Raw genomic sequence first — 18,795 nt, forward strand, 5'->3', positions numbered from 1 at the left:
AAGGGCGCGCCAGAGCCGGGTAAATCGCTGAAATGACATTGCGGACTTGTCGTGATCGGCTATGTTGAACGCGGTAGCGAGGGCAGATCATGGCAGAGCAAACCGATATCTCCGAAGACGAAACCTTTGGTATCACCGATCGTCTGCTGGCCGATGTACTTGCAGCGGTTGAGGCTAAGGATGCGCAGAGCGTTGATGCGCTGCTTGACCCGCTACATCCAGCCGATATTGCCCACCTGATCGAACAGATCGACGGTCGAGATCGCCGCGATTTGCTTACGGTTTGGAAAGGCGGGCTTGATGGGGATACCCTATCAGAACTGCACGAAAGCCTGCGTGAAGAAGTCATCGAACAACTTGCGCCCGCCGAATTGGCCGACGCGGTGCGCGATCTGGAAAGCGATGATGTCGTAGATCTTGTCGAATATCTGGGTGATGACCAGCAAGAGGCCGTGCTTGAGGCGCTTGACGCTGGTGACCGGGTGGTCGTCGAACAGGCGCTGTCCTACCCCGAAGAATCCGCCGGGCGGCATATGCAATCCGAATTGGTGCGCGTGCCTGAACATTGGTCGGTTGGCGAAGCGATCGATTATATGCGTTCGGACATTGTGCTGCCGGATCAATTTTATCATGTGATCATGGTCGATGCGCGGCTTAAGGCGGTCGGCTACGTCACGCTTGGCCGTATCCTGAGCCATGCGCGCGATGTGCCCTTGGTTGATTTGGTCGAAGATACATTCCGCACCTTCCATGTCACCCAAGACGTCGAAGACGTGGCCCAGGCGATCAACCACTACCACATGATTACCGCCCCTGTTGTCGATGACGACGGGCGGATTGTCGGGGTGATTACCATTGATGATGCGATGGCGTTTTTGGAAGAAGAAGCCGAAGAAGATATCTTGCGCCTTGCGGGTGTCGGCGAAGGGTCGCTGTCAGACCGTGTGATAGAGACGACCAAACAGCGGTTCCCATGGCTGGCTGTGAATTTGGTCACGGCGATTTTTGCATCGCTGGTGATTTCATTGTTCGAAGATACGATTGCCGGGCTTGTTGCGCTGGCTGTACTGATGCCGATTGTTGCGTCGATGGGAGGCAACGCAGGCACGCAATCTTTGACGGTGGCAGTGCGCGCGATTGCGACCCGCGATTTGACCGGTGCTAACGTTTGGCGGGTGATCAGACGCGAGGTACTAGTGGGGCTGATTAACGGGCTGATCTTTGCTCTCGTGATGGGGGTGGTCGGCGTTCTTTGGTTCGGTTCGCCGATGCTTGGTGCGGTGATTGGGGTTGCGATGGTGATCAATATGGTGATCGCCGGGCTTGCGGGTACAGTGATACCAGTGATGCTAGAACGCTTTCGCATTGACCCTGCCTTGGCCTCTGGCGCCTTTGTGACGACTGTCACTGATGTGGTTGGGTTCTTTGCCTTCCTCGGACTTGCCGCGATGTGGTTGCTCTGATGGATAAATCAGCCGCCCGCCAAGCCGCATTTGCACGGCGCAAAGCCGCACATGCCAACGCCAAAGCAAGCGCAGGATATTTGAGCGAAGTTCTGGCAGGCTACCGCGGTGTGCCGTTGGCGGGCTACATGCCGATGCGCACCGAAATAAACCCGCTGCCCGCAATGGACGAAGCCGCCGCACATGGGCCGGTTGGCGTGCCCGTGATTATCGCAGATGGTCAACCATTGCAGTTTCGGCTGTGGGAACCAGGCTGCGCGATGGTCAAAGGGGCCTTTGGCGCGCAAATTCCTGAAACAGGGGCATGGATGCAGCCCGAAATCGTAATCGTGCCGCTTGTCGCCTTTGATACGCATGGTGGGCGGTTGGGGTATGGCGGTGGGTTTTACGACCGGACATTGGAACTATTGCGCAGTCAGCGCCCGACAATGGCCATCGGATTTGCCTATGCCGCGCAAGAGGATAGCGCACTGCCGTTAGAGTCCACAGACCAGCCACTTGACCTGATCGTCACCGAAAAAGGTATCATTACGCCGGGTTCACGCTAATATCGCTGCATATTTTGGATGCGAGGATTTGATATGCGATATTTCCCCCTATTGGGCGCAGTGATATTTTTGGCCGCTTGCCAACCAGAAGAGACTGTCGAAATGCGTGCTGCGCAGCGCGCCGAAGAAGCGATGGCAAAGGTCACGGACTGCGCTGCCGTGCAGTGTACAACACTGGATTTAGACGGCGCCGGCATCCCTGACTATACAGTGCTGAACGACATGAGTCACCTGAAGGTACTGATGATCAGCTACACGGATTTCAATGATTTGAATGATATCGCCGGGCTGACTGGGCTGGAAGAGCTGCACATCGGATCGACAAGTGTGTCCGACCTCACGCCACTTTCAAACTTCGCGAACTTGCGCGTGTTGCATGTTCAGAACACCGATTTTACGGATATCGGTGGCCTAACGTCGTTACGCAATCTCGAAGAATTGGCGATTGGCCAAGCGCACTTTGCGGATATTAGTTTTGTGCAAAGCCTACCAAAATTGAAAACCCTTGATATTTCAAATGCGGACCTTCCCGGTTTGGGCGCTTTGCGTGGGCACCCTGCACTTGAAACGCTTGAGTTGGGCTATGCACCCATATCGGACTTAACGCCGCTTTTAGAGGTGCGGAACCTAAAACGGCTTGGTATATCCGATCCCGGCGGCGACGAAGCTTTGGCGGCACAGCATGAATTGCTGCGCGGCCGTGGTGTTGTGATCGCATATGAACCGGTAATCGTGCTCTGCTAAAGATTACTCTTCGGCGAACGCGGCCATCACCTCGTCTGAGGCTTCAAAGTTGGCGGTGACGCGTTGGATGTCGTCATCGTCTTCAAGCAGGTCGATCAGCTTCATCAATTTGGTCAGCCCTTCGACATCCACTTCGGTGGTCATGTTGGGTTTCCAGATCAGTTTGGTCGATTCTGACTCGCCCAGTTCGGCCTCAAGCGCGGTTGATACGTCATTCAAATCGGTGTCCGCGCAATAGATGACGTGATTTTCTTCGTCGCTTTGTACATCGTCTGCGCCAGCTTCAATTGCAGCCATCATCACGGTATCAGCATCGCCCACAGACGCGGGATAAACCACTTCGCCGGTGCGATCGAACATAAACCCGACAGAACCGGTTTCGCCCAAGTTGCCGCCGTTTTTAGAAAACGTTGAACGCACGGTTGATGCGGTGCGGTTACGGTTGTCGGTCATGGCTTCGACGATGACAGCAATGCCGCCGGGGCCGTAGCCTTCATAGCGAATTTCGTCATAGTTTTCGCCTTCGCCCGCTTGCGATTTCTTAATCGCGCGGTCGATCACATCCTTTGGTACAGAGCTGGATTTGGCTTCTTTCACAGCCATCCGCAGACGTGGGTTTTTATCGGGGTCCGGGTCGCCCATTTTGGCGGCCACGGTGATTTCCTTGGCTAGCTTTGAAAACAGCTTGGAGCGCAGTTTATCCTGACGCCCTTTGCGGTGCTGAATATTCGCCCATTTGGAGTGGCCAGCCATTGGAAACCTCGTCTTTATCGATCTGAATTTGGGTCTCTATACGGCATTGGGGCGGGGCCCTGCAACCCTTGGCTAGAGTGGCCAGATATGGGGTATTACAAAGGAAACAATCGGCGCCAGCGACAGGTTCAGTGGGATGCCGAATTTGAGGAAGTCTGCGAATTTATATCCCCCTGGCCCGTAGACAAGTGTATTGGTTTGATAACCGATAGGCGTGGCAAAGCTTGCACTTGCTGCGACCATCACGGCGACAACCAAGGGCCGAGGATCAACGCCTAATGCCCCGGCTAGCCCAATTGCAATCGGCGTCATCACGACCGCTACGGCGTTATTGGATACAAGCTCGGTCAATGTGGACGACAGCAGGTAAACCGTCAGTACGACAAAGAATGGCGGCAGCACCAGCATCACCGGCGAAAGCGTATCCGCGATCATCGCCACCGCGCCAGAGCTTTGAAGCGCGGACCCAACCCCAAGCATTGCGAAAATCAATGCAAGCAACCGCCCGTCAATGGTCGAAAAGGCCTCGTCCGCATCTATGCAGCCAGTGGCAAGCACAAGCGTGACACCGATCATCGCCAGCATAAGGATCGGCGCGACACCCATAGCGGCAAGCGCGACAACGGCCAACAAAACCCCAATCGCAATCGGTGCATGGCCGCGGCGATAGGCACGCTGTGACGGCTTAGACACATCGCCAAGGTTCATATCTTCGGCAAGGCGCTGGATGTCTTCGGGTGCCCCTTCCAAAAGCAAAGTATCCCCAACGCGCACGATCATATCTTCAAGCTGCTGGCCTAGATTGGTGTCACGCCGGTGCACCGCCAACGTATAGACCGCGTACCGCCGCCGCAGCCGCAATGTGCCTAACCTACGCCCGACCATTTTACAGTTCGGGGTAATCAGAACCTCGACCGTGGTGGTTTCCACCGCAGAAAGCTGATCGACGCGGCGCAGGTCTTTGGTGGCTTGCAGCGACAACAGCTCTGCCATCGCGGTGCGCAACACAACGCGGTCGCCGACCTTTAGCGTTACGTCTTTGAGGTTGCGGCGCAGGGATGTATCACCGCGCACCACGTCAATCAGGCGCACGCCCTCGCGCTTAAATAGCTGAACCCCGGTCACATCGCGTCCGATCAGGTTACTGTCTGGGGGGATCACAGCCTCTGAAAAGAACCGCATTTTAGATCGGTCTGACAACATCGTTGCCATGCTGGTGCGATCCGGCAAAAGCCGGGGACCTGCAAAATAAAGATAGGCGAATGTCCACGCGACAACCACAAGGCCGACGGGCAGAATTTCAATGATCCCAAAAGGCTTCATCCCTGACGAACGCGCGACCCCATCAACCAAAAGGTTGGTTGAGGTGCCCAGCAGGGTCATCGTACCACCGACAATCGCGGCATAAGACAGCGGGATCAGCAGCTTTGACGCCGATGTGCCCAAGGTGCGCGCGAGTTGCACGAAAACCGGGATCATAACGACCACGAGCGGCGTGTTGTTCATGATCGCACTGGCGAAGGCCACGAAGATCAAGCTACCGCCAATGGCGCGGGCAGGGCTGATCTTGGCTTGGCGTTCTGCCACTTGGGTCATCGCATTCAGCGCCCCGGTTCGCACAAGTGCGCCCACGATAATAAACATCGCCGCGATGGTCCAAGGGGCGGGGTTGGCCAAAACCGCTACCGCGCTATCATAGGGAAGCACCCCTGAAACCAACAAGATTGAGACGCCAATCATCGCGACAACTTCGGTCGGATAGGCCTCGCGCAGGAACATGATAAACATGCCCGCGACGACGACCATGGTTAAGACGGCCGATTGCCCTTGGCTGAGAAGAATAAAATTACCCATACGCTACAGTCTTGCGGGTTGACGCGCGCGGCGCAAGTGTTTGCGCATTCATGCAGGTCCAGATTGTGCGAGCCGCCCGCCCTGACGCACCATCTCTACGCGGGTTGCCTTGCCCGTACGATCATCCGTTTCGACGTAAAGCCCTGAAAGGGTCGCATCGCCCGCCGCTGGGGTAAACCGGGCCTTAGGCATACCCGTGATAAAGCGGCGCATCGGTTCGGCTTTATCCATGCCAATCACCGAATTGTAATCGCCGCACATGCCCGCGTCAGACAGATAGGCAGTGCCACCCGGCAAGATCATCGCATCACCCGTAGGGACATGGGTATGGGTGCCGACCACAATGCTTGCGCGGCCATCACAAAAGTGCCCGGTGGCCATTTTTTCAGAGGTGGCTTCGCAGTGGATATCAACGAGGCTCGCGTTGACCTGACCGCCCATCGGAAATTGTTTGAGCACGCCATCAAGCGCCGAGAATGGATCGTCAAAAGGGCGCTTCATAAAGACTTGTCCCAAGACCTGCGCGACCAAAATCTTACGTCCACCCGGTGCGTTGAACACACGTGCACCAACTCCGGGCGCCGATTTGGAGAAATTTAGCGGCCGGATGATGCGCGGCTCGTTTGCGATGAACGTCAGCATGTCTTTTTGGTCAAACGCATGGTCACCCAGCGTGACAACATCGGCCCCGGCATCAAGGATGATCTTTGCATGATCACCCGAAAGCCCCATGCCAGCGGTTGCGTTTTCGCCGTTCACGATCACGAAATCGAGATTCCATTCTGCCCGCAAGCGCGGCAGGTCTTTGGTAATTGCGGCACGGCCCGCGCGGCCCATCACGTCGCCAAGGAAAAGTATTTTCATGCACACGTTGTTATGCGGATCGCGACGGGTCCACCAGATGATTTTTTGCTAAAAAATCATTGCGGTCCCTTATTGCCATTGCTTCGCCAAACTGCGACGCAGATGCAATGGAAAAACCAACGCAATCACGCCCGTTGATCGGGGTTGGCTGGATGATCTTTACCGGGGTGATGTTTGTCTGCGTCACGGCCGTGGTCAAACATGTGGGTAGCGATTTGCCTGCAGCCCAAGCCGCCTTTTTGCGTTATCTGTTGGGCTTCGTGTTTTTGGTCCCAATGATCAAACCGATTTTGGATGCTCATCTCAGCCGCCGCCAGCTTAAGCTCTTTGCGCTGCGTGGCGTTGTGCATACATGTGCAGTGATCCTTTGGTTCTTTGCGATGGCACGCATTCCCATCGCCGAAGTGACCGCGATGAATTACCTGTCGCCAGTCTATGTCTCAATCGGGGCTGCATTGTTCTTGGGGGAACGTTTGCCGCCGCGCCGTTTGGCGGCGGTGGTCATGGCCTTGATTGGTGCGCTGATCATCTTGCGTCCGGGGATTAGGGAAGTCGAGCCGGGGCATATTGCGATGCTTGGCACTGCGGTCTTTTTTGCAATTGGCTATCTCATCGCGAAACAGCTTTCGGGTGAAGTCTCTGCTGCCGTGGTGGTGGGCATGTTATCTATCACAGTGACAATTGGGCTTGCGCCTGCGGCCTTGGCTGTGTGGGTAACACCGACGTTGGCGCAGCTTGGGTGGTTGTTTTTGGTCGCTTGTTTTGCGACGGCTGGGCATTACGCGATGACGCTCGCCTTTGCAGCCGCTCCGCTGACAGTGACCCAGCCTGTCACCTTCTTGCAGCTCGTTTGGGCTGTGATTTTGGGGGCCGTCGTCTTTGGCGAAGCCGTGGATAGCTGGGTCGTCTTTGGTGGCGCTGTGATTATGGCCTCAGTCAGCTTTATCACATGGCGCGAGGCCGTGGCCCGACGTCAGGTGACGCCAGCGCCAAACGCTACCAAAGTTTAGCTTAAGCCGCCCGCGGTGCCAGTCTTGCCAATAGAGAGGCCTGCGTGATCTGTCCAACAGGCGTGCCATCTTGCATGACCTGAAGCGCGCTTGCATCGATCCGCGCGATGATCTCGCTGACGGGGGTTTCGATATCAACCTGCGGCCCATCGCAGACCCCATCCACCATTACGTCACGGGCCGTTAACACCCCAAGCGGGTTCATATGTGCGACAAACTCTGCAACATACTCATTAACCGGATTGGTGAAAATATCGCGCGGAGTGCCGCATTGGACAATGCGCCCGCCCTCCATAATTGCAATGCGGTTACCGATCTTGAACGCCTCATCCAGATCATGGCTCACAAAGACAATCGTGCGGTTGCGATCACGTTGCAGATCAAGCAATTCATCCTGTAACTTCGTACGGATCAGCGGATCAAGCGCCGAAAACGGCTCGTCCATCAGCAAGATCGGCGCATCGGTCGCAAAGGCACGGGCAAGCCCCACGCGCTGCTGCATCCCGCCCGATAGTTCGCCGACCAGCGCATCAGCTCGGTCATCAAGGCCAACCAGCGCAAGTTCTTCAGTGACGCGTTGATTACGTGTCGCTTTATCTTGTCCGGCTAGCTCCAAACCCAGCCCAACATTGTCGCGCACGGTGCGCCACGGCAGCAGGCCAAATTGTTGAAATACCATCGCCACATCGCGCAGACGCAAGGCACGCAGGGTGCTTTTGTCGGCATTTGTGACAGATGTCATACCTTCAGAGGTTTTGATGCGCACATCACCGCGCGCCACCGGGTTCAGCCCGTTCACCGCCCGCAATAGCGTCGATTTCCCAGAACCCGACAGCCCCATGAGAACCAGAATCTCGCCTTCTTCGACATTGAGCGAACAATTGTGCACGCCAAGGATCTGGTCAGAGGCTGCGCGCACCTCGGCCCGGTCTTGGCCCGCGTCCATTAGGGGCAGGGCGGTCTCCGGTTTGTCACCAAAAACGATGGATACATTGTCAAATTCTACAGCGCTCATTGTGTTTTCACCCGCAACATACGGTCCAGAATGATCGCGACAACCACGATCACCAATCCGCTTTCAAACCCTTTGGCCGCATTGACCTGCTGAAGCGCGCGCACAACTGGCACACCCAGCCCGTCTGCACCGACGAGGCCTGCAATCACGACCATCGATAGCGACAGCATGATCGTCTGGTTCAGCCCGGTCATGATCTGCGGCAATGCATAGGGCAATTCGACTTTGAAAAGGGTCTGACGCGGCGTGGCGCCGAAGCTCTCAGCCGCCTCTAGCAACGCTTGTGGGGTGGATGAGACCCCCAAATGTGTCAGCCGAATCGGTGCAGGCAGTACAAAAATAACGGTAGCCACAAGGCCCGGCACCATGCCGATCCCAAAGAGTACGATCATTGGGATCAAATAGACGAAGGTGGGCAGGGTTTGCATCAAATCCAGCACTGGGCTGATCGCGCGGTACAATTTCGGGCGATGTGCTGCGGCAATGCCGATTGGCACGCCAATGGCCATACAGCTGACGCAAGCAAAAAAGATCAGGGTGAGGCTTTCTGTGGTTTCTTCCCAATAGCCTTGGTTCACAACAAATAGGAATCCGAGCGCGACAAGGGCGCAGGTTTTCCAATTGCGCTGCAATCCCCATGTAATCGCGACAAAAACAGCGATCACAATCAACGGGTGCGGATATTGAAACACGGCCAAGACACTGTCAATCAAGACGTTTGCCCCGTTCTCGACGCCGTCGAAAAGCCACTGCGCATTATCGCGCAACCACTCAAACGCTGCTTTCGCAGTTTTCCCGACGGGGATTTTGGTTTCAGTTAGCCAGTCTAGCATTGTTCATAGGCTCCTTGCGCAACGGCATACCGCCCGGCGATGAAACCGGGCGGTATGTCTTCTTCGTGGCTTTGATTATTCAGCAAGCGCTGCTGTAACAGCCGCAACGGCGTCGCCACCATCTTTGGTCGTCACGCCATCAAGCCATGCGGTATACGCATCTGCGTTATTGGCAAGCCAAGCTGTCGCCGCGACGTCTGCATCTTCGCCATCGTCAAGGATCGCTGCCATGATTTCATTTTCCATCGCCAAGGAAAATTCAAGGTTCATCAACAGTTTGCCGACGTTTGGACATTCCGCCACATAGCCTGCACGGGTGTTGGTATCGACAACCGCGCCGCCAAAGTTAGGTCCGAAATAATCATCGCCACCTGACAGATAACCCATTTCAAAGTTGGCGTTCATTGGGTGCGGTTCCCAGCCCAAGAAGACAATCGGCTCATCGCGTGATGAGTTGCGGTCAACTTGCGCCAGCATGCCTTGCTCAGAGCTTTCGACGACTTCGAAACCGGACAGGCCAAACGCATCACTGTCGATCATGTCTTGGATCAGGCGGTTGCCATCATTGCCTGGCTCAATCCCGTAGATTTCGCCATCAAGCGCGTCTGCGTGGGCCGCGATATCCGCAAAGTCATTGATGCCCAGTTCCATTGCCGCTTTGTTCACAGCCAATGTGTATTTTGCGCCTTCAAGGTTGGTGCGCACGATATCAACGGTGCCTGCTTCGCGGTAGGGGGCGATATCGGCTTCCATTGTTGGCATCCAGTTGCCCAAGAACACGTCAACGTCACCCTCGGCAAGCGAGATGTAGGTCACCGGCACGGAGAGGACTTTGATGTCTGTCTCATAGCCAAGCGCATCAAGCACTACGCTGGTTGCCGCAGTGGTTGCCGTGATGTCGGTCCAGCCCACGTCTGAGAACGTGACGAGCTCGCAATCAGCCAATGCAGGTGTGGCTGCGCACAGCGCGAGAGCAGAAAGAGTAGATCTGAGTTTCATAAGTATTCTCCGTGTTGGTGGCGTTTTTTCTTGATTGACGAGTCAATAAAGAACGATCTAATCTGCTTTGGCAACCTTACAGTGAGATTTTGATGCCAAAGCTTGGGATGGAACCTATCCGCCGCGCGGCCCTAGTGAAAGCAACGATTGATGAAATCGGGGCATCGGGGACGTTGGATATCACGGTCAGTAAGATCGCAAAGCGGGCGGGCATGTCATCGGCGCTGGCGCATCACTACTTTGGCGGCAAGGATCAGATTTTCTTGGCTGCAATGCGCCATACGCTTACGGTTTATGGGGCAGAGGTGCGCGGTGCCCTTGCGATGGCAGATAGCCCGCAGTCCCGACTTGAAGCGATTATTCGCGCAGGCTTTACCAATTCAAATTTCCGCCGCGAGGTGGTCGCCGCTTGGTTGAATTTTTATGTTCTGGCGCAGTCCAGCCCAGATGCGCGCCGTCTATTAAATGTTTATCAAAGCCGTTTGCGCAGCAATCTGATTTATAACTTACGTCCTTTGGTCGCTGAACGTGCCGCGGGTGTGGCGGAACGAATCGCGGGGCTGATTGATGGGCTTTATCTCCGCCGAGGGCTTGACCGAGGCGACGATGCAGGGCGTGATGCCACCACACATGTTTTGGTGCTACTGCATGATGAATTGGGAGCGCTTTAATGGATCACCCTAATATCCTGATCATCATGGTCGACCAGTTGAACGGTACATTATTCCCTGATGGTCCTGCTGATTGGCTACATGCACCAAACCTCAAGGCGCTTGCCGCACGCTCAACCCGTTTTCAAAACTGCTATACGGCCTCGCCCTTGTGCGCGCCTGCGCGGGCAGCATTCATGTCAGGCCAATTGCCAAGCCGCAATGGCGTCTATGACAATGCCGCTGAATTCGCATCCAGCATTCCGACCTATGCGCATCACCTGCGCCGGGCAGGGTATCAAACTTGCCTGTCGGGGAAGATGCATTTCGTGGGTCCCGACCAGTTGCACGGGTTCGAAGAACGGCTCACTACGGATATTTATCCCGCCGATTTCGGCTGGACCCCTGATTATCGCAAACCTGGTGAACGGATTGATTGGTGGTATCACAATATGGGCTCGGTGACTGGCGCTGGTGTGGCCGAGATTTCCAATCAGATGGAATATGATGACGAGGTTGCGTATAATGCGACCCGCAAAATCTATGACCTGTCACGTGGCCATGATCCACGTCCTTGGTGTCTGACTGTTAGCTTTACGCATCCGCATGACCCTTACGTCGCCCGCAAGAAATATTGGGATCTGTACAATGATTGCGCGCACCTTGATCCGACCGTGGATCAGATTGCGTATGAGGACCTCGATCCACACTCGAAGCGTCTGTATGACGCGATGGATGCGAAAAATTTCGATATTACGCCCGATCATATCCGTCGGACGCGTCAGGCGTATTTCGCGAATATCAGCTACCTCGATGATAAGATCGGTGAAATTCTGCAAACGCTCAAAGACAGCCGCCAAGAGGCGACGGTCATGTTTGTGTCGGACCACGGCGATATGCTGGGCGAACGCGGCATGTGGTTTAAGATGTCGTTCTTTGACGGCTCGGCCCGCGTGCCGCTGATGATCACTAGCCCAGATATGGAACCGGGGCTGGTCAAAGCACCCGTTAGCAGTATCGACGTGACGCCAACGCTGTGTGACATTGCAGGCGTGGATATGTCCGAAGTCATGCCTTGGACATCTGGCGAAAGCCTTGTGCATCTGGGGCAGGGCGGCGCCCGCGATACGCCTGTGGCAATGGAATACGCCGCCGAAGGGTCCTATGCGCCGCTGGTGTCGCTGCGATACGGTAAATGGAAATATAACCGTTGCGTGCTTGATGCGGAGCAACTGTTTGACATGGATGCCGACCCACACGAGTTGACCAATCTGGCGGATGTCCCTGCCCACCAAGGGACCATCACCCAACTACGTGCCAAATCCGAAGCGCGCTGGGATTTGGAAAAATTCGACGCCGATGTGCGCCATTCCCAAGCCTGCCGCTGGGTCGTCTACGAGGCCCTGCGCAACGGAAACTACTATCCATGGGATTATCAACCGCTGCAAAAAGCGTCTGAACGCTACATGCGCAATCACATGGATCTGAACGTTCTTGAAGACGGCCAACGCTTTCCGCGTGGCGAATAACTTTTTCCCTCAATTGCTCTCGCCGGAGGCGCATCATGACCCAACAACCCACCGCTAGCCATTTTATCGATGGCCAATATGTCGAAGATACCGCCGGAGAGGTGATTGAGGTAATCTACCCCTATACCGGTAAGGTCATTGCGACCCTGCACGCGGCCACGCCCGCAATTGTAGACCGTGCGCTTGCATCGGCAGAGCGCGCGCAAAAAGAATGGGCCAGCTGGACCGCCACCGACCGTGGCCGCGTGCTGCGCAAGGCCGCTGACATCATGCGTGACCGCAACCATGATCTGTCGATCTTGGAAACCTTTGACACGGGCAAACCTTATCAAGAAACATCTGTGGCCGACGCCACATCTGGTGCCGATGCGCTTGAATATTTCGGCGGTTTGGCCGCCAGCATCACCGGCGAACACATCCAGTTGGGTGATGATTTTGTGTACACGCGCCGCGAACCTTTGGGTGTCTGTGTTGGGATCGGCGCATGGAACTATCCGACCCAAATCGCTTGCTGGAAAGCGGCCCCCGCATTGGCGTGCGGCAACGCAATGGTGTTCAAACCATCCGAAGTAACGCCGCTTTGCGCGTTGAAAGTCGCAGAAATTTTGGTCGAAGCAGGCGCACCCGCCGGTGTCTACAATGTGATCCAAGGCTACGGCGCTGTCGGCGCGTCGCTGATCACAGATACGCGGGTCGATAAGGTCTCACTCACCGGGTCAGTGCCGACAGGACAAAAGGTCTATGCCGCCGCCGCTGAAGGTCTGCGCCATGTGACAATGGAATTGGGCGGCAAATCCCCGATGGTTGTCTTTGATGATGCTGATCTTGAAAACGCCGTATCTGGCGCGATTTTGGGCAACTTCTATTCGTCGGGTCAGGTCTGTTCAAACGGCACGCGCGTGTTTGTCCAAAAAGGTATCAAAGACGCCTTTCTTAAGCGCCTGACAGAACGGCTCGCCGGGATCAAAATGGGCGACCCGCAAGTCCCAGATGTGAACTACGGGCCAATGGTGTCTGAACGCCAACGCGAAATCGTCGAAGGTTTCATTGCCAAAGGCATTGAAGAAGGCGCGACACTTGTCACTGGTGGCAAACGCGTCGCGGGCGACGGGTTCTTTCTAGAAGCCACCGTATTTGCGGATGTCACAGATGACATGACGATCGCGCGTGATGAAATCTTTGGCCCGGTCATGTCGGTGCTTGATTTTGAAACAGAAGAAGAGGCGCTGACACGTGCAAATGCCACTGATTTTGGGCTTGCTGCGGGCGTCTTTACCGCTGATTTGACGTGTGCGCACCGGATGGCCGCAGGGTTTGAGGCGGGCACCTGCTATATCAATACCTATAACCTTGCCCCGGTCGAAGCGCCTTTTGGCGGCTCTAAAATGTCAGGCGTCGGGCGTGAAAACTCCAAAGCTGCTATCGAGCACTACAGCCAGATCAAAGGCGTCTATGTGGCGATGGGCGATGTGGAGGCACCATTTTAATGACCACCACGACAACTCACAAACCGTTGCAACCCGTCGACTATGTCAAGTGGGTTGCGACGGTTATTCAACTGATTGGTTACGGGCTCACGGGTCTGAATTATACGCCGTGGAACGTCTATGCATTTCTCGTCGGAATTTTCTTGTGGTTCGCCGTCGGCTTTATGTGGAAAGACCGTGCGATCATGGTTGTGCATGTGGGTGCTTTTATCTCACTTACGATTGGGTATCTCAATGCAAGCTGATTACGTAATTATCGGGGCGGGCTCAGCAGGGTGTGCAATGGCCTACCGTCTGGCCGAAGCTGGCAAGCAAGTGCTGATCATCGAACACGGTGGGTCAGACCGGGGGCCGTTCATTCAGATGCCTGCGGCACTGTCTTATCCTATGAACATGAAAATGTATGATTGGGGGCTCAAGACCGAACCAGAACCGCATCTTGGAGGGCGTTCGCTGGTAACCCCGCGCGGCAAGGTGATCGGGGGGTCTTCTTCGATCAATGGGATGATTTATGTGCGCGGTCATGCCTGTGATTACGATTACTGGGCCGAAAGCGGCGCACAGGGCTGGTCCTATGCAGATGTGCTTCCCTATTTCAAACGGATGGAACATTGGCACGAAGGTGGCCACGGCGGCGACGCCGATTGGCGTGGCAAAGACGGCCCGCTGCACATCACGCGCGGCCCGCGCAAAAACCCATTGACCCGCGCCTTTGTCAAAGCAGGCGAAGAAGCCGGGTATCCGGTCACTGGTGACTACAACGGTCAGCAACAAGAAGGCTTTGGCCCGTTTGATGCGACGATCTACAAAGGGTATCGCTGGTCAGCGGCCAACGCATATCTGCGTCCGGCGCTGAAACGCGCCAATTGCAACATCACCCGTGCCTTTGCGCGGCGCATTGTGATCGAAAATGGGCGTGCTGTTGGCGTAGAGATCAGCCGCGGCAACAAGGTCGAAATCATCAAGGCAAACGTCGAAGTGATTGTGGCTGCGTCTTCGCTTAATTCGCCAAAGCTGTTGATGCTTTCGGGGGTTGGCCCGGCAGATCACTTGGCAGAACACGGGATTGATGTCGTCGCGGACCGTCCGGGGGTCGGGCAAAATCTGCAAGACCACCTTGAGCTTTATATCCAACAAGCTGCGACAAAACCTGTCACGCTGTTTTCCTATTGGAATCTGCGCGGCAAGGCGAAAATTGGGCTCGAATGGTTGCTTTGGAAAACCGGTTTAGGATCATCCAACCAGTTCGAAAGCGCTGGGTTTATTCGCTCTGACAAAGGGGTGAAATATCCCGATATTCAGTTCCACTTCTTGCCCATTGCGGTCAGTTATGATGGTAAAGTCGCGCCCGAAGGGCACGGGTTCCAAGCGCATGTTGGCCCGATGCGGTCTGTGTCGCGCGGGCAGGTCACGTTGCGATCAAATGATCCCAATGAGAACCCAAAGATTGCGTTCAACTATATGTCCGACCCCACAGATTGGGAGGATTTCCGTAAATGCATCCGTTTGACCCGCGAAATTTTCGGGCAAGCGGCGTTTGACGAATATCGTGGCCATGAAATTCAGCCGGGCGAGGCCGCGCAATCAGATGAGGCCTTGGATGATTTCATTCGCGACCACGCCGAAAGCGCCTATCACCCCTGCGGCACCTGTAAAATGGGCGCGGCCGATGATCCGATGGCCGTGGTTGATCCACAGGCGCGGGTAATCGGGGTTGAAGGTTTGCGCGTTGCCGATAGTTCGATTTTCCCACGGATTACCAATGGTAACTTGAACGGGCCGTCGATCATGGTCGGCGAAAAAATCGCGGATTTTGTGCTGCAACGTCATCCACTGCCTGCTGAAAACGTTGAGCCGTGGATCAATCCAAATTGGGAAACTGCGCAGCGGTAGGAACAAGAAAATCCATTTGTTGATCGGGATCAATGCGGGACGAATCTCTGCATCCTAAGCTTTGGCCAAGACAGCTATTTAAGGATAAAAAGATGTCACATACCCCGCACGAACTGCTTGAAGAATTTCCAGATCAGCATAATGCGATGCATGCGCTTAAGGCTGAAGATGCCCATTTCGCAAAGCTGTATGAAGAGTATCACGTTGTGAATCGCGCAATTCACCGGGCCGAAACCGATGTTGAACCGACTGATGACTTGTATATGGCCGAAATGCGTAAACAGCGCATGTCGCTCAAGGATGAAATCGCCGGAATTTTGGCCAAAGCGGCCTAAGCAGTATTTTGGCAGGGGCGTGCGCGCCCTTGCCGTTCAATCCAGCTGGTAGGGCAGGACACCACGGGTGTTCGGGTCAACGCTAAGCTGGCGTTCAAGCGGCGGAACTGAGCGCTGATGACAATCGCGCCGTTCGCAAATGCGACATGAAATCCCAATTGGGGCATAGGCGCTTGGCGCGCCCAAATCCATATGATCAGCATAGACAAGGGCGGGCGCGTGCCGCACTTCGCAGCCAAGCCCAATCGCATAGCGCCGGGTCGGCACATTATAGGCCCCGCCGGATTTACTGACATCGCGTGCCAGGCAAAAATACTGTGCCCCGTCGGGTGTTTCGGCAAGTTGGCGCAAAAACTGTCCGGGGTTGGCAAAGGCCTGATGCACGTTCCATAGCGGGCAAGCACCGCCAAATCGTGCAAATTGCAGCGTGGTTGCCGAATGGCGTTTGGTGATCGTTCCCGCCTGATCGACACGCACAAAAAAGAACGGGATGCCCTTTGCGCCGGGGCGTTGCAACGTGGACAGGCGGTGCGCCACCTGTTCAATCGAGGCGCCAAACCGGGTTGCCAATAGCTCTAGATCGTGGCGGTCGGATTGGGCCGCCTTTAGGAACGCGCCATAAGGCATCAGCGCGGCGCCCGCAAAATAATTGGCCAGACCAACCTTGGCGATACTGCGGGCCTCGGGTGATTGAAACCGCGCCAGATCCAATGTCGCGTCCAATAGATCGCTTTGGGTGATCAGGGCCAGTTGCAATAGCAATTGAAAGCACTGGGTCGCAGGATGGCTGTCGCGCGACATCGACAGGGTGCGGCTGGCCGGATCAAAATGGCGTAGCGTTTTGCTATCGGTAAAAGTGACGGTAATGTTTTGCGCGGACAGTGCGCGAACGGCAGCTTGGGTTATTGTTTCATCCGGTTTGCGCTGGATCGCAAATCGTTCTGCGCTGCGGTCAACCGCGTCGATATAGTTGTCGCAATAATGAAAGAAGTCACGCACCTCTTCCCAAGGGCTGGGTTGCAGGCGGACATCTTCGCGGCCCAATGCCTCGTCGAGTGATGCAAGCCGTTCATGGGTTTGGCGGTAGGCGCTGTGTAGGTCTAAAAATGCGCGTGCAATGGCAGGGGCGTTTGCGGCGACCAACCGTAAGTCGGCAAGCGCCGGGGCGGGGCCTGACAGCACCGGATCGGCCATCGCTTCGCGCATGTCGCTCACCAATCGGGTCTCGTCACCGGCTTGTAGTTCAGTGACATCAAACCCGAATTCCTGCGCGAGGCCCAACACCACCGCGGTCGACACGGGGCGGTTATTGTTTTCCATTTGGTTCAGATAGGGCAACGAGACTCCAAGCTTTGCCGCGAAATCCTTTTGGGTCAGCGACAGCCGCCCGCGCAATTCGCGCAGCTTTGCCCCCGCATAAAGTTTTTGAACGGCCATTACGCACCTTTTGCAACTTAGCTAAGTTAGATTAGCTGCTGCAAACCTGCGGTCAAGTAATGCGGGATTCGCGCCAGACCACAAACAGGACTGAAAGCAACGCAAGCACCCCGGTGCCCAGCATCAGCAGTTGCAGCGGCAAGGTGCCCGTTTCAACCGTCAGCATGCCGCCCGCAAATTGCGACAGCGCTGCGCCGCCACCGATCATGATCGCACCGCTCAGCCCGCTTGCGGTGCCCGCCAGATGCGGACGTACTGAAATGGACCCCGCCATGACGTTGGGCAGGGCGATCCCATTGCCAAGTCCCAAAAATATACAAAATCCGAAAAAGTTGAGCGGGTGCGCCACGCCGGACATGGTAAGAATGGCGGATATGCTCAGCCCGACGATAGTTATACCTGTGCCGATGATGGCCATTGTGTTGATGCCCAAGCGTACTGAAAACCGACCTGACAGGTAGTTACCAACCGAATAACCAACGGCGGGCGCGCCAAGGGCGATACCGCTCCACATCGGAGAGAGGCCAAAGATTGTGCTGCCCACAAACGAGGCGCCACCAAGCAACGCAAAGAACGCACCCGATGAAAAAGCGCTGCAAAGCGCATAGCCCCAGAATCGCGGCGACCGAAAGAGCTCAGGATAGCCTTTGATCTGGTCGCGAAAGCTAACACCGCCCTTGGCGACGGTTTCGCCCAGATCCAAATAGACCAGTACGAGCGTGGCGGTCCCGGCAAGCGCTAAGAACGCAAAAGTGGCGTGCCAGTTAAACGCTTCGTCCAGCACGCCGCCGATCATCGGGCCAAACATGGGTACCAATGCGGTGCCCATGGTGACATATCCCATCAAGGATGCGGCCTCTTCTTGCGAAACGATGTCACGCACAATCGCGCGGCTAAGTGCCATATTTGTGGCAACCGCGGCCTGAAGAATGCGGAAAAACAGAAATAGCTCGATCGAATGAGACAGCATTGCGCCAATGGATGCGATGATGAAAATCGAAAGTGAGCCAAGGATCATGATCCGCCGTCCGTAGCGATCTGAAATCGGGCCAACGAAAATTTGCAACACCGCTGTCGCGGCTAAATACCCTGAAAGCGCGATCTGCATTATCGCGTAATCTGTTTCGAAATCGGCGGTCATCTTGGCCAACGACGGCAAAAAAATCGTCATGCTAAGGGCAGACATGCCTGTAATTAGCACCAGCGTCATGATGTGTGGCGGGGTGCTGCGATCAAGAAAGCGGATGAAGGGTAAGTTGCTCATGGGTTAGGGGTAGGGTGCAACGCTGGTCTTGTCTATCCTTGGGATTGTATGGATACGATTTGCAATGTTGCAATTTGTAGATTTTGCTAATGGTGGTATTTGCAAATATTCCCATTC

At 55.4% G+C, this 18,795-nt stretch carries 18 protein-coding genes; 10 read left to right on the forward strand and 8 right to left on the reverse strand.

Going from position 1 to position 18,795, the window contains the following annotated elements:
* Positions 1 to 89: 89 nt before the first annotated feature.
* The 3 genes from mgtE to DS901_RS03830 are packed head-to-tail and all read left to right on the forward strand — an operon-like array spanning position 90 to position 2,755.
* Positions 90 to 1,463 (forward strand): magnesium transporter, encoded by a 1,374-nt coding sequence (mgtE, locus tag DS901_RS03820; protein WP_113775598.1) that lies wholly within the window; start codon positions 90 to 92, stop codon positions 1,461 to 1,463.
* Positions 1,463 to 2,011 carry a 5-formyltetrahydrofolate cyclo-ligase gene (locus DS901_RS03825; protein ID WP_113775599.1) on the forward strand — a complete coding sequence of 183 codons (549 nt, stop codon included), beginning with the start codon at positions 1,463 to 1,465 and terminating at the stop codon, positions 2,009 to 2,011. Before mgtE ends, DS901_RS03825 begins: the two co-directional genes overlap by 1 nt.
* A 33-nt stretch (positions 2,012 to 2,044) precedes the next feature.
* Entirely contained in the window at positions 2,045 to 2,755 is a 711-nt protein-coding gene (locus DS901_RS03830) for a leucine-rich repeat domain-containing protein (RefSeq protein WP_113775600.1), read from the forward strand.
* 3 nt (positions 2,756 to 2,758) lie between these two features.
* Here DS901_RS03830 and DS901_RS03835 read toward each other — a convergent pair whose 3' ends face one another.
* The 3 genes from DS901_RS03835 to DS901_RS03845 form a co-directional block, all read right to left on the reverse strand.
* On the reverse strand, positions 2,759 to 3,508 hold the full coding sequence (locus DS901_RS03835) for a YebC/PmpR family DNA-binding transcriptional regulator (RefSeq protein ID WP_113775601.1): 750 nt from the start codon (positions 3,506 to 3,508) through the stop codon (positions 2,759 to 2,761).
* 72 nt (positions 3,509 to 3,580) lie between these two features.
* On the reverse strand, positions 3,581 to 5,362 hold the full coding sequence (locus DS901_RS03840; protein WP_113775602.1) for an SLC13 family permease: 1,782 nt from the start codon (positions 5,360 to 5,362) through the stop codon (positions 3,581 to 3,583).
* Between the two features lie 48 nt (positions 5,363 to 5,410).
* Positions 5,411 to 6,226, reverse strand: coding sequence for a TIGR00282 family metallophosphoesterase (locus DS901_RS03845; protein WP_113775801.1), 816 nt, complete (start codon positions 6,224 to 6,226; stop codon positions 5,411 to 5,413).
* A 107-nt stretch (positions 6,227 to 6,333) separates the two neighbouring features.
* Here DS901_RS03845 and DS901_RS03850 point away from each other — a divergent pair, with 107 nt between their 5' ends.
* Positions 6,334 to 7,236, forward strand: a complete 903-nt coding sequence (locus DS901_RS03850) for a DMT family transporter (RefSeq protein ID WP_113775603.1) — start codon at positions 6,334 to 6,336, stop codon at positions 7,234 to 7,236.
* 1 nt (position 7,237) lies between these two features.
* On the opposite strand, the gene choV is transcribed toward DS901_RS03850, so the two are convergent.
* The 3 genes from choV to choX form a co-directional block, all read right to left on the reverse strand.
* Positions 7,238 to 8,251, reverse strand: a complete 1,014-nt coding sequence (choV, locus tag DS901_RS03855) for a choline ABC transporter ATP-binding protein (RefSeq protein ID WP_113775604.1) — start codon at positions 8,249 to 8,251, stop codon at positions 7,238 to 7,240.
* On the reverse strand, positions 8,248 to 9,084 hold the full coding sequence (choW, locus tag DS901_RS03860; RefSeq protein ID WP_113775605.1) for a choline ABC transporter permease subunit: 837 nt from the start codon (positions 9,082 to 9,084) through the stop codon (positions 8,248 to 8,250). Before choW ends, choV begins: the two co-directional genes overlap by 4 nt.
* Before the next feature lie 75 nt (positions 9,085 to 9,159).
* The gene (gene choX, locus DS901_RS03865) at positions 9,160 to 10,083 is read right to left on the reverse strand and encodes a choline ABC transporter substrate-binding protein (protein ID WP_113775606.1); all 924 of its coding nucleotides are present in this window, start codon (positions 10,081 to 10,083) and stop codon (positions 9,160 to 9,162) included.
* A gap of 92 nt (positions 10,084 to 10,175) precedes the next feature.
* Between choX and betI the strand changes: the two genes are divergently transcribed.
* From betI to DS901_RS03895, 6 genes are all read left to right on the forward strand, one after another.
* The gene (gene betI / locus DS901_RS03870) at positions 10,176 to 10,754 is read left to right on the forward strand and encodes a choline-binding transcriptional repressor BetI (RefSeq protein ID WP_113775607.1); all 579 of its coding nucleotides are present in this window, start codon (positions 10,176 to 10,178) and stop codon (positions 10,752 to 10,754) included.
* Complete coding sequence (gene betC, locus DS901_RS03875) at positions 10,754 to 12,262, forward strand: choline-sulfatase (protein ID WP_113775608.1); 1,509 nt, start codon at positions 10,754 to 10,756, stop codon at positions 12,260 to 12,262. The genes betI and betC overlap by 1 nt, the downstream gene beginning before the upstream one ends.
* 35 nt (positions 12,263 to 12,297) lie before the next feature.
* Positions 12,298 to 13,749, forward strand: coding sequence for a betaine-aldehyde dehydrogenase (gene betB, locus DS901_RS03880; RefSeq protein WP_113775609.1), 1,452 nt, complete (start codon positions 12,298 to 12,300; stop codon positions 13,747 to 13,749).
* On the forward strand, positions 13,749 to 13,994 hold the full coding sequence (locus tag DS901_RS03885; RefSeq protein ID WP_113775610.1) for a DUF6552 family protein: 246 nt from the start codon (positions 13,749 to 13,751) through the stop codon (positions 13,992 to 13,994). Before betB ends, DS901_RS03885 begins: the two co-directional genes overlap by 1 nt.
* On the forward strand, positions 13,984 to 15,642 hold the full coding sequence (betA, locus tag DS901_RS03890; RefSeq protein ID WP_113775611.1) for a choline dehydrogenase: 1,659 nt from the start codon (positions 13,984 to 13,986) through the stop codon (positions 15,640 to 15,642). The genes DS901_RS03885 and betA overlap by 11 nt, the downstream gene beginning before the upstream one ends.
* 92 nt (positions 15,643 to 15,734) lie before the next feature.
* A complete protein-coding gene (locus tag DS901_RS03895; protein ID WP_113775612.1) occupies positions 15,735 to 15,977 on the forward strand; it encodes a YdcH family protein in 243 nt (80 codons plus the stop codon).
* 36 nt (positions 15,978 to 16,013) lie between these two features.
* Here DS901_RS03895 and DS901_RS03900 read toward each other — a convergent pair whose 3' ends face one another.
* Both DS901_RS03900 and DS901_RS03905 read right to left on the reverse strand, forming a co-directional pair.
* The gene (locus DS901_RS03900) at positions 16,014 to 17,414 is read right to left on the reverse strand and encodes a helix-turn-helix domain-containing protein (protein ID WP_113775613.1); all 1,401 of its coding nucleotides are present in this window, start codon (positions 17,412 to 17,414) and stop codon (positions 16,014 to 16,016) included.
* A 52-nt stretch (positions 17,415 to 17,466) separates the two neighbouring features.
* Entirely contained in the window at positions 17,467 to 18,678 is a 1,212-nt protein-coding gene (locus DS901_RS03905; protein ID WP_113775614.1) for a multidrug effflux MFS transporter, read from the reverse strand.
* Positions 18,679 to 18,795 lie beyond the last annotated feature (117 nt).

It is taken from the genome of Loktanella sp. D2R18, from assembly GCF_003318235.1.
Lineage (GTDB): Bacteria > Pseudomonadota > Alphaproteobacteria > Rhodobacterales > Rhodobacteraceae > Yoonia.